This window comes from Staphylococcus sp. HMSC068G11, assembly GCF_001815825.1.
Taxonomy (GTDB): Bacteria; Bacillota; Bacilli; order Staphylococcales; family Staphylococcaceae; genus Staphylococcus; species Staphylococcus epidermidis.
In genome coordinates, this window is sequence record NZ_KV822052.1 from 1 (window position 1) to 11,896 (window position 11,896).

The 11,896-nt window shown below is 34.0% G+C and carries 9 protein-coding genes and 1 pseudogene; 9 read left to right on the forward strand and 1 reads right to left on the reverse strand.

Going from position 1 to position 11,896, the window contains the following annotated elements; translation table 11 throughout:
- Positions 1–30 precede the first annotated feature (30 nt).
- From HMPREF3058_RS11465 to pflA, 4 genes and pseudogenes are all read left to right on the forward strand, one after another.
- A pseudogene (locus tag HMPREF3058_RS11465) lies at positions 31–276 on the forward strand (ABC transporter ATP-binding protein); the annotation flags it as partial.
- Positions 277–287: 11 nt separating this feature from the next.
- Entirely contained in the window at positions 288–1,478 is a 1,191-nt protein-coding gene (locus HMPREF3058_RS00125) for a staphylopine family metallophore export MFS transporter CntE (protein WP_002446858.1), read from the forward strand.
- Between the two features lie 744 nt (positions 1,479–2,222).
- Positions 2,223–4,469, forward strand: coding sequence for a formate C-acetyltransferase (gene pflB, locus HMPREF3058_RS00130; protein WP_002491252.1), 2,247 nt, complete (start codon positions 2,223–2,225; stop codon positions 4,467–4,469).
- A gap of 21 nt (positions 4,470–4,490) precedes the next feature.
- Positions 4,491–5,246 (forward strand): pyruvate formate-lyase-activating protein, encoded by a 756-nt coding sequence (pflA, locus tag HMPREF3058_RS00135; RefSeq protein WP_002446860.1) that lies wholly within the window; start codon positions 4,491–4,493, stop codon positions 5,244–5,246.
- Between the two features lie 138 nt (positions 5,247–5,384).
- Here the strand turns inward: pflA and HMPREF3058_RS00140 are convergent, their stop codons facing one another.
- Positions 5,385–6,602, reverse strand: a complete 1,218-nt coding sequence (locus HMPREF3058_RS00140; protein ID WP_002491273.1) for an ArgE/DapE family deacylase — start codon at positions 6,600–6,602, stop codon at positions 5,385–5,387.
- Positions 6,603–6,948: 346 nt separating this feature from the next.
- Between HMPREF3058_RS00140 and brnQ the strand changes: the two genes are divergently transcribed.
- From brnQ to HMPREF3058_RS00165, 5 genes are all read left to right on the forward strand, one after another.
- A complete protein-coding gene (gene brnQ / locus HMPREF3058_RS00145) occupies positions 6,949–8,310 on the forward strand; it encodes a branched-chain amino acid transport system II carrier protein (RefSeq protein WP_002446862.1) in 1,362 nt (453 codons plus the stop codon).
- 466 nt (positions 8,311–8,776) lie between these two features.
- Positions 8,777–9,316, forward strand: coding sequence for a TetR/AcrR family transcriptional regulator (locus HMPREF3058_RS00150; protein WP_002446863.1), 540 nt, complete (start codon positions 8,777–8,779; stop codon positions 9,314–9,316).
- A gap of 137 nt (positions 9,317–9,453) precedes the next feature.
- Positions 9,454–10,347, forward strand: coding sequence for a beta-keto acid cleavage family enzyme (locus HMPREF3058_RS00155; protein ID WP_002494032.1), 894 nt, complete (start codon positions 9,454–9,456; stop codon positions 10,345–10,347).
- A complete protein-coding gene (locus tag HMPREF3058_RS00160) occupies positions 10,347–11,312 on the forward strand; it encodes a 3-hydroxyacyl-CoA dehydrogenase NAD-binding domain-containing protein (protein WP_002485988.1) in 966 nt (321 codons plus the stop codon). The genes HMPREF3058_RS00155 and HMPREF3058_RS00160 overlap by 1 nt, the downstream gene beginning before the upstream one ends.
- Positions 11,309–11,797 carry a thioesterase family protein gene (locus HMPREF3058_RS00165; protein ID WP_002485975.1) on the forward strand — a complete coding sequence of 163 codons (489 nt, stop codon included), beginning with the start codon at positions 11,309–11,311 and terminating at the stop codon, positions 11,795–11,797. Before HMPREF3058_RS00160 ends, HMPREF3058_RS00165 begins: the two co-directional genes overlap by 4 nt.
- The last annotated feature ends 99 nt before the right edge of the window (positions 11,798–11,896 follow it).

Genomic DNA, 11,896 nt, shown 5'->3' on the forward strand with positions numbered 1-11,896 from the left:
GGTTAGCTATATTTTTTTACTTTGCAACAGAACCCGATTAGTTCATTAGATATGTCTATGCAAACACAAATATTAGATTTATTGAAAAGGTTACGTCACTCACATCAGCTGAGTTATATTTTTATTACTCATGATATACAAGCTGCCACGTATATATGTGATGACTTGCTTATTTTTAAAAATGGCTGTATCGAAGCTAGGACATCTATAAGTGAATTGCATAGGCAACAAAATGGTTATACAAGAGAACTGATTGATAAACAACTATCAATCTAAGGAGTGACAATATGAAAGGTGCCATGTCTTGGCCATTTTTAAGATTATATATTTTAACATTGATGTTTTTTAGTGCGAATGCCATACTCAATGTTTTCATACCTCTAAGAGGACATGACTTGGAGGCGACGAATACCGTAATTGGAATTGTAATGGGAGCTTACATGCTAACGGCAATGCTATTTCGCCCTTGGGCTGGTCAAATTATTGCACGTGTAGGACCGATTAAAGTATTGCGTATTATATTATTGATTAATGCTATGGCACTGGTATTATATGGGTTTACAGGACTTGAAGGTTATTTGGTTGCACGTATCATGCAAGGTGTATGTACGGCATTCTTCTCAATGTCTTTACAATTGGGTATTATAGATGCTTTACCTGAAAAATATCGTTCAGAAGGTGTATCTCTCTATTCATTGTTTTCAACAATTCCCAATTTATTAGGACCATTAATTGCAGTTGGGATTTGGCACGTGGAAAATATGACCATATTTGCTATTGTTATGATTTTTATTGCAGTAACAACAACCTTATTTGGTTATAGAACTACTTTTGCAAATACACAAAAAGAGGTAGCACCAAAAGAAGAAGTCTTACCTTTTAATGCAATGACTGTATATGTTCAATTTTTTAAAAATAAAGCACTCTTCTGCAGTGGTATGATTATGATTTTGTCATCTATCGTGTTTGGTGCGATGAGTACTTTTATACCATTATATACAGTTAGGGAAGGTTTCGCGAATGCAGGTATTTTCCTTACAATTCAAGCCATTACAGTAGTGATAGCTAGATTTTATTTACGTAAGTATGTACCATCTGATGGTTTATGGCATCACCGGTTTATGATGATTGTCTTAACGTTACTGATGATTGCTTCAATCATTGTAGCTTTTGGACCACAAATATTGAGTATATTTGTATATATAAGTGCAATCTTTATTGGAATAACACAAGCGCTCGTTTATCCTACATTGACAACGTATTTAAGTTTTGTCTTACCAAAGATAGGACGTAATATGTTATTAGGATTGTTTATAGCATGTGCAGATTTAGGGATTTCACTAGGAGGTGTGCTAATGGGGCCAATATCAGATACGGTAGGATTTAAATGGATGTATATTTTATGCGCTTTATTGGTTACTATTGCAATGATACTAAGTAAAATTAGACAAGGACAAAGTGTTTCTAAAGCTTCATAGCAGAACTACATAAAAATAACGAAAAATTTTAAGGGAGCCTCCAGTTTGTCTGAGGTTACACTCCCGTACATGTAAAAATAATCGATTTATTTACTTTGTTAAAACGAAAGAAATGAAATTGTATCAAAATTTTATTGCATTAGAATATTCACGCTTTTTGATTACAATAGAAGAAATTTTTACATTCATATCTTTTTAATTCTAGTTTTATGGATTTTTAAAAAGAAAGAAGCTAAATCAATAATAATAAAGAGGTAAATTAAGAGTGTGAAAAATGAGGTAGAGTAGAATTTATTTTGAGTACAATCCCCATATAGCTTATGAGCTCTAAGTTGAACTGTCTATAAAATTTATGTGTTAGGACACTCAAACGCACATCTGTAATATCTATGATATGTTTTTCAATTTAGCCTTATTAGTAACAGAGATAAAAAGACTAAGCCAGTTTCTAATTTAATGATAGATAAACAAAACCTGAGACAACAATTGTCTCAGGTTTTGTTTTACTTTTCGTTATAAGATAGTGAATTTTTCTTGCTATGAGGTTTCATTATAGAAGGAATTTTTCAGAAAACTGTTATGTAACAGGATAATTTATTCACAAACTGTTATAACTTCTGTCACAGGTTCGTAATTTATACAAACTTTAGTAGAAAATATGCCACAAATTATGTGAAATTAATCACATGATTCATGGTATACTGCCGTTGAAAACGTTAACAATACGAAATGGAGGCGGAGAGTATGTTAGAAACAAATAATCATACTAATGCTTGGCAAGGATTTAAAACAGGTCGTTGGAATAAAAATATAGACGTGAGAGAATTCATACAATTGAACTATTCATTATATGAAGGTGACGATGAATTTTTAGAAGGTCCTACAAAAGCAACTGAAACTTTATGGGATCAAGTAATGCAATTATCAAAAGAAGAACGTGAGCGCGGTGGCATGTGGGACATGGATACTAAAGTGGCATCGACAATCACTTCTCATGACGCTGGTTACTTAGACAAAGATTTAGAAAAAGTTGTTGGTGTTCAAACTGAAAAACCATTCAAACGTTCTATGCAACCATTCGGTGGTATTCGTATGGCAAAAGCAGCATGTGAAGCGTATGGTTACGAATTAGATCCAGAAACAGAAAAAATCTTCACTGAATATCGTAAAACACACAACCAAGGTGTATTCGATGCATATTCAAGAGAAATGTTAAACTGTCGTAAAGCTGGTATTATTACTGGTTTGCCAGATGCTTACGGACGTGGACGTATTATCGGAGACTATCGTCGTGTTGCTTTATACGGTGTAGATTTCTTAATGGAACAAAAACTTAAAGACTTTAACACAATGTCTACTGAAATGTCTGAAGATGTAATTCGTTTACGTGAAGAATTATCAGAGCAATATCGTTCACTTCAAGATTTAAAAGAATTAGGTCAAAAATATGGATTTGATATTAGCCGTCCTGCTACTAACTTCAAAGAAGCTGTGCAATGGTTATACTTAGCATATTTAGCTGCTATCAAAGAACAAAATGGTGCAGCAATGAGTTTAGGACGTACTTCAACATTCTTAGATATTTATGCTGAACGTGATTTACAAAATGGTGACATCACTGAACAAGAAGTTCAAGAAATCATTGACCACTTCATTATGAAATTGCGTATCGTTAAATTCGCGCGTACGCCTGAATATAATGAATTATTCTCTGGAGATCCAACTTGGGTAACTGAATCTATCGGTGGTGTAGGTATTGACGGACGTCCAATGGTAACTAAAAACTCATTCCGTTTCTTACACTCATTAGATAATTTAGGTCCAGCACCAGAACCAAACTTAACAGTGTTATGGTCTACTCGCTTACCTGAAAACTTCAAAATCTATTGTGCTAAAATGAGTATTAAAACGAGCTCAATCCAATATGAAAATGATGACTTAATGCGTGAAAGCTATGGCGATGATTATGGTATCGCTTGCTGTGTATCTGCCATGAAGATTGGTAAACAAATGCAATTCTTCGGTGCACGTGCTAACTTAGCTAAAGCATTACTTTACGCTATCAATGGTGGTAAAGATGAAAAATCTGGTAAACAAGTTGGGCCAAGTTATGAAGGTATTAAATCAGACGTACTAGATTATGATGAAGTCTTCGAAAGATATGAAAAAATGATGGACTGGTTAGCTGGCGTATATATCAACTCATTAAATATCATTCACTATATGCATGATAAATATAGCTATGAACGTCTTGAAATGGCTTTACATGATACAGAAATTATTCGCACAATGGCAACTGGTATTGCCGGATTGTCTGTAGCAGCTGACTCTTTATCAGCGATTAAATATGCACAAGTTAAACCTATCCGTAACGAAGAAGGTCTTGTAACTGACTTTAAAATCGAAGGCGACTTTCCTAAATATGGTAATAATGACAGTCGTGTTGATGAAATTGCAGTAGATTTAGTTGAACGTTTCATGACTAAATTACGTAGCCATAAAACATACCGTAATTCTGAACACACAATGAGTGTATTAACAATTACTTCAAACGTTGTTTATGGTAAGAAAACTGGTAACACACCAGATGGACGTAAAGCTGGCGAACCATTTGCACCTGGCGCAAACCCAATGCATGGTCGTGACCAAAAAGGTGCATTATCTTCACTAAGTTCAGTAGCTAAAATACCTTACGATTGCTGTAAAGATGGTATCTCAAATACATTTAGTATCGTACCGAAATCACTAGGTAAAGAAGAAGCAGATCAAAATAAAAACTTAACTAGTATGTTAGATGGTTATGCAATGCAACATGGTCATCACCTCAACATTAACGTATTTAATAGAGAAACATTAATTGATGCAATGGAACATCCAGAAGAGTATCCACAATTAACGATTCGTGTATCTGGATACGCTGTAAACTTCATTAAATTAACACGTGAACAACAATTAGATGTTATTTCACGTACATTCCACGAATCTATGTAATAAATTTAAGGTGGGAGCAAAATGCTTAAAGGACACTTACACTCCGTTGAAAGTATGGGCACTGTCGACGGGCCAGGACTTAGATATATATTATTTACTCAAGGTTGTTTGTTAAGATGTTTATATTGTCATAATCCAGACACTTGGAAGATTAACGAACCATCAAGAGAAGTGACGGTTGATGAAATGGTAAATGAAATCTTACCGTACAAACCTTACTTTGAAGCTTCAGGTGGTGGGGTAACAGTCAGTGGTGGCGAACCATTACTACAAATGCCTTTCTTGGAGCAATTATTCAAAGAATTAAAAGCGAATGGTGTTCACACATGCATTGATACTTCTGCGGGATGTGTGAATGATACACCAGCATTTAATCGTCATTTTGATGAATTGCAAAAGCATACAGATTTAATCTTATTAGATATTAAACATATTGATAATGATAAGCACATCAAATTAACAGGCAAACCTAACACACATATTTTAAAGTTTGCACGTAAATTATCTGATATGAAACAACCTGTTTGGATTAGACATGTTTTAGTACCTGGTATTTCGGATGATAAAGAAGATTTGATAAAACTAGGAGAATTTATTAATTCTTTAGATAACGTTGAAAAGTTTGAAATCTTACCATATCATCAACTCGGTGTGCATAAGTGGAAAAATTTAGGCATCCCTTATCAACTCGAAAATGTTGAACCACCTGACGATGAAGCGGTTAAAGAAGCTTATCGCTATGTTAACTTTAATGGCAAAATACCCGTAACATTATAGAAAGATAAATATAGTAATAGCCTGAGACATCAATCGTTGTCACAGGCTTCTTTACGTTTAATCAGTCGATAAACTGAGTATAAAATATATCTCAATTAACTTTATTTAATAAAAATATGATTCATAAGTTTAAATAGTTTATTTTTCTAGATATGCTTTAAATACATCTTTATAAACATCGATGTAACTTAAATACATATCTTTTCTAATAAATTCATCAACTTGATGCGCCATAATAGATTCACCAGGTCCAAAGACAGCAAAATCCACGTTATTTTCATTTGTTCCTAGGAAACTAGATGCATCAGTTGTACCAATCAATGCACTCACAACAATGTCTTCATGTACATAATTCGGTGCAATACGTGTAATATTTTGAATAAGAGGATTATCACGATCACTTGCCACTGGATCGTGACTGCTAGGTATATCTACAGTTAAATAATCTTCGCCCACATGACGAATGACTTTTTCAAATAAATCCTTCACGAAAGTACTGTCATATTCTGGAACAGTTCTTACATTATATTTAGCTGTCGCTTTATGAGGAACAGAATTAACTTGTTTACCACCATTGAATACAGAGTTTAACATTACAAATCCAGAGTAGATATGTGATTCTTCTTCACCAATTTTTCTGTGGAGATGTTTCTCAATCATTGGAACAGCGTCTAACTCGTGTACTTTATCATGTTCTTTAATATTTTTATATTCTTGTTTCATTTCATTTACAAAATCAACTAAAATATCAACAGCATTTGTACCTAGGTGTGGCATGGAACTATGTGCAGCCTTACCTTTCGCTGTGACTACACAGCTCATAGAACCTTTATGAGCATAGTAAGCGATATTACTAGTTGGTTCGCCAATAATTAAACCACTCACATCATCTAAGTAACCTTCATCAGCTAGTAATTGTGCACCATATTGTTCCGTCTCTTCTCCTGTAGTAGCTAATAAACGTATCGTACCTTGCTTTAATGCGTTTGATTGTTTTAATTCAATCATCGCGATGACCATCGCCATAAGACCACCTTTCATGTCAGTGGTACCTCTGCCGAATAACTTGCCATCTTTATCTGTGAGTTCAAATGGAGGAAAAGTCCAATCATCATGGTCACCAGCATCTACAACATCCATGTGTCCACTGATTGCTAAGACTGGAGCGCCACTACCAATTTCAGCAACTAAATTAGCGCGTGAATCATTAACTTTAACAATCTTAGAATCAATATCATATTGACTTAACAGGTCTTTTAAGTACTCACATACTTTAATTTCATGATCATTCTCAGTTTGAATCTTGACGATATCAGCTAATAATCTTATTTTGTCTTGCTCACTCAATACAGTCATTTCACAGTCCTCCTCATTTTTAGTAATGATTTTCACTTTTTAATAAAAAATAAAAATCCTTGTACACTTAATATTATCAAAAACTTTTATTAATTAAAAATTATATGCTAAAATAAATGGATTTTTAATAAAAAATAAATATTAACTTAACATTTCTTATAAAAAACAACAATGTATAGAAATATTAAAAATTTTTCATTATTTATAGTTTGAATCGTGTTATAAAATGAAAAACTATGAGATTAAGATGTAATAATACACACATATATAAATATAACTTCGTGCCACGCAGACGGTTAAAATCATGTATAATAGCTAATAATACATATTAGGAGATACATAATTAATGATGAAAAATAAATTAACATTAAAAGAGAATCTATTTATCGGCTCAATGCTGTTTGGTCTTTTTTTTGGTGCTGGAAATCTCATTTTTCCAATTCACTTAGGTCAAACTGCGGGGGCAAATGTATGGACCGCCAATTTAGGATTTCTTATCACGGCTATCGGACTACCTTTTTTAGGAATTATAGCGATAGGTGTATCTAAAACAAACGGGGTCTTTGAAATTTCCTCAAGGATAAGTAAAATATATGGTTATTTGTTCACAATTGGCTTGTATCTTGTTATAGGTCCGTTTTTTGCGTTGCCAAGACTTGCGACGACGTCATTTGAAATAGCATTTTCACCATTTATTTCATCTGGTACGGCCCAAGCGTTGTTGCCTATTTTTAGTATTTTATTCTTCGGAGTAGCGTGGTTATTTTCGCGTAAACCTTCTAAAATATTAGACTATATTGGAAAATTCTTAAATCCGGTCTTTCTCATCTTGCTTGGAATTGTTGTTGTGCTTGCATTTATCCGTCCTATGGGTGGAATTAGTCATGCGCCAGTAAGTGCTGATTATAGCAATAGCGTGTTACTCAAAGGGTTTATCGATGGATATAATACATTAGACGCTTTGGCATCATTAGCATTTGGTATTATCATTGTTACTACAATTAAAAAGTTGGGGATTACTAATCCGAATACAATCGCTAAAGAAACTTTAAAATCAGGTACGATTAGTATTATAGCTATGGGCGTTATTTATACTTTATTAGCTTTAATGGGTACGATGAGTTTAGGTCGTTTTAAAGTAAGTGAAAATGGTGGTATTGCGCTTGCTCAGATTGCACAACATTATTTAGGGGATTACGGAATTATTATTTTGTCACTAATCATCATTGTGGCATGTCTGAAAACAGCAATAGGATTGATCACAGCCTTTTCGGAAACATTTACAGAGTTATTCCCTAAATCTAACTATCTTTGGTTAGCTACTGGGGTGAGTATATTAGCTTGTATATTTGCTAATGTAGGTTTAACAAAAATTATTATGTATTCAACACCAGTGTTGATGTTCATTTATCCTTTAGCGATTACTTTAATTTTATTAGCATTACTTAGTCCATTATTTAAACATTCTAAAATTGTCTATCGATTTACAACATTATTTACAATGGTGGCGGCATTTGTAGATGGTGTGAAAGCAAGTCCAGAGTTCTTTGTTAATACAAAATTTGCACAAACAATCATTGGATTTGGTGAAAATTATCTCCCATTCTTTAACATTGGTATGGGATGGATTGTTCCAGCACTTATTGGTTTCATTATTGGTATTATTGTATACTTTATGACTGCTAAAAAATCGTCCCACGTACAATAAGGCTGAGTTAATAAATGATATAACTGCGAATTTCTTAATAATTATATTTCAAGATTATTATAATTTTTAAATACATCATTTTATTAATAAGTATATTAATTGTTAGTGAGATAAAATTTAATAGTACTACTACACAAAAAAGAGAGGGCGAAATCGCTCTCTCTTTTCTTGGATTTTTATAAGTGAATAAAAAAGTATTAAGCAACGGAATGGAGCTACTTAATATTTTTTCATAATTAACCGACGTTGACAGAGGAACATATATTATATGATAAGTTTACTTTTTATATGTTTGTGACATATAGTAATAAGTAAATCGTTATTAATAAATACAATTCATGTTAATAAAGTTGAATTTAAGAAAAGTTGTTTATAAAATAAATACACTCGATAAGTATGGGTGTTGAAAAAGTGTTAAATAATTACAATTATATATTATTTAGAATTCGATAAAGAAGGTGACGAAATGCCTAGAACTTCCAAAAGACAATTAATATTAGAATCGGCCGCAGCTATTATTAATGAAAAAGGTGCTGATTATCTCACGTTGGATGCTGTAGCTCAAAGGGCTGGAATAAGTAAAGGTGGTTTATTTTATCATTTTAAAAGTAAAGATGAACTCATCAAAGAGCTGGTTAACTATGCCAATAATTTGTACAGAGATAACGTGAACCAACATATCGATAATGAAAAGAACAAAAAAGGGCAATGGCTCAACGCATTTATAGAAGCGACAAGAGCACATCGTACGGATAATGCGCCTATTACTTCTGGAATGTTAGCGGCGCAAGGGACTAATAGAAGTTTATTATCACCATTAAAGACCTCATATCAAGAATGGCAATATCAAATTACACACGACGGGTTAGATGAGGTAGATGCTACCATTATTCGTTTAGCTGTCGATGGTTTATGGTTGTCGGAAATATTCGGAATTAGTGCTATAGATGAAGAAATGAGAGAGAAAGTTATTGAACGTTTAAAGATGCAAATAGAAAAAAATTAAATAAGCTATATCCGTAGAGCAGGGTGATGTCTCGTACATCGCGCTGTTCTTTTTTGTGTTAAGTCAGTTGAAACTAAACCGACTAGTTGGTATAGTAATCAATGTCATAAAAAATAAAACTTTTAGAGGTGTTAATGATGCAAAAAGTTGTTTTAACAGCAGCTATTACTGGCGCTGGAGATACAATACAAAAAAATGAGAACGTACCAGTTACACCACAAGAACTTGCAGATTCAGCAATTAAATGTGCACGAGCAGGAGCAACTGTCGCACATATTCATGTAAGAGATCCTGAAACTGGAGGAGTAAGTCATGATCCAGAACTGTATGCTGAAACAGTTAGATTAATCAGAGAAGCTGATGAAGATATCGTCATTAATGTGACATCTGGTGGCGGTGGAGACTTCATTCCAAGTCTAGAACATCCAGAGACAGGTGGAGAAGGAACTTGGATTCAAACACCAGAAGAACGTTTTAAACCTATTGGTGACTTATTACCAGAAATGTGTACATTAGATTGTGGCAGTGTCAATATGGGAGATGCAATATACTTAAGCCCTGCATCGTGGTTACGTAAACAAGCACAAATGGTTAAAGATGCGGGAGTCAAGCCTGAGCTTGAATGTTTTGATACAGGTCATGTGAGTTTTGCCAAACAAATGATAGAAGAAGGATTAATTGATGGAGACCCTATGTTCCAATTTTGTTTAGGTATTCCTTGGGGTGCAGAAAATGATCCTGAAACAATAGAATATCTTAAATCACGTATACCAGAAAATGCACATTGGTCAGCATTTGGCATTGGTAAGATGCAACTCCCAACTGTAAGAGAAGTTGCGCAACGTGGAGGAAATGTTCGTGTTGGATTAGAAGATAATATTTATTTAAGAAAAGGTGTAAAAGCAACGAATGAAGCATTGGTAGAAGAGGCAAAAAGAATTTTAGCAGAGCTCGACATTGAGCCACTTACACCTGCTGAAGCAAGAGAAAAATTTAATCTTAGAAATCCTCATGGTAAAGGAGACAAATAATGAAATTCGCAGTTGTTGGAACAGGTGTAATTGGTAGTGGATGGATTACTAGAATGCTTGCGCATGGTCATGAAGTGATTGCTACTGATCCAAGTGAAGGTGCATATGAACGCATGTTGACACAAGTTAAACAAAATTGGCCTTACGCAGAGCAAATGGGCCTTGCTGAAAATGCATCAATTCAAAACCTAACATTTACACCACATTTAGAAGAAGCGGTCAAAGATGCGGATCATATTCAAGAAAATGTACCAGAAGTAGAAGAAATTAAAGATGCTGTATTAAAAGAGATTGATTTTTATGCGAAACCCGAAGCAACAATTGGTTCAAGTACATCAGGAATTATGCCTTCAGAATTACAAGCTAACTTATCACATCCTGAGCGATTAGTTGTTGCGCATCCATTCCACCCGGTATATATTTTGCCATTAGTCGAAATTGTACCAGGTAAGCAAACATCTGAAGAAACAACAGTTAAAGCCGAACAGATTTATGAAAGTATTGGCATGGATGTTTTACATGTGCGTCATGAAATAGAAGGACATATTGCAGATCGTCTTATGGAAGCATTATGGCGTGAATCATTGCACATAGTTAATGATGGCATTGCAACAACAGAGGAAGTTGATAAGGCGTTTACCCATGCAGCAGGTTTACGTTATGCACAATATGGTCCATTTATGACATTCCACTTGGCAGGTGGTGAAGGTGGTATGCGTCATATGTTAAAACAATTTGGTCCAGCTCTCAAAAAACCTTGGACAAAACTCATCGCGCCTGAACTGACAGATGACTTATATCATAAAGTAGTAAATGGTAGTGAAGCATCTTCTCAAGGATATACAATGTCTGAACTTGATCAAAAAAGAAACGAATTTCTAATTAAAGTGAAAGAATTAGCAGAACAATATTGGCCAAGTGATAGTAAAGCGATGAAAAAGTCTAACGGAGCGGAGTTACAATGATGAATCAACAGTATGTGTTTCACACAAAAGTGCATCGTGATTGGGTAGACCATAACGGGCACCTAAATGATGCAATGTATAACCGAATTTTCAGTGATACAACAGATGATTGGTTAGGTCATTTAGGCTTAACTATTGATGCCATTCAATCTTACCAATATACCGTATTCACCTTAGAAAATCATGTCATGTTTCTTAATGAAATGAAAGAAAATGAAGATGTCATTGTTAAAGTGCATCTTCACGATTATGATAGCAAACGATTACATGTCCTAATGGAAATGTTTAATGCAGATGATGATTTATGTGCAACATATGAAGTGATGCTGATGGGCATTGATACGACTTCAGGAAGACCTTCAGCATTTCCGAACGACATTTTGAATAACATCGAACGTTATTATAATATAGAAAATGTGGAGACGACATCTCAATATATAGGTCATCGTATCGGCATCAAGAAAAAGCCAAAAAGGAAAGAGTAATACAACTTAGAATTTAGATGAATATGATTTAAGGACTCTTTTGTGCCTTGTTCTTACTTAGTTTACTTTGTATAACATCACAATGAGTCCTTATTTTTT

Coding starts and splice junctions, on each gene's coding strand:
- HMPREF3058_RS00125 (WP_002446858.1), top strand. CDS start 288: ATGAAAGGTGCCATGTCTTGGCCATTTTTAAGATTATATATTTTAACA.
- pflB (WP_002491252.1), top strand. CDS start 2,223: ATGTTAGAAACAAATAATCATACTAATGCTTGGCAAGGATTTAAAACA.
- pflA (WP_002446860.1), top strand. CDS start 4,491: ATGCTTAAAGGACACTTACACTCCGTTGAAAGTATGGGCACTGTCGAC.
- HMPREF3058_RS00140 (WP_002491273.1), bottom strand. CDS start 6,602: ATGACTGTATTGAGTGAGCAAGACAAAATAAGATTATTAGCTGATATC.
- brnQ (WP_002446862.1), top strand. CDS start 6,949: ATGATGAAAAATAAATTAACATTAAAAGAGAATCTATTTATCGGCTCA.
- HMPREF3058_RS00150 (WP_002446863.1), top strand. CDS start 8,777: ATGCCTAGAACTTCCAAAAGACAATTAATATTAGAATCGGCCGCAGCT.
- HMPREF3058_RS00155 (WP_002494032.1), top strand. CDS start 9,454: ATGCAAAAAGTTGTTTTAACAGCAGCTATTACTGGCGCTGGAGATACA.
- HMPREF3058_RS00160 (WP_002485988.1), top strand. CDS start 10,347: ATGAAATTCGCAGTTGTTGGAACAGGTGTAATTGGTAGTGGATGGATT.
- HMPREF3058_RS00165 (WP_002485975.1), top strand. CDS start 11,309: ATGATGAATCAACAGTATGTGTTTCACACAAAAGTGCATCGTGATTGG.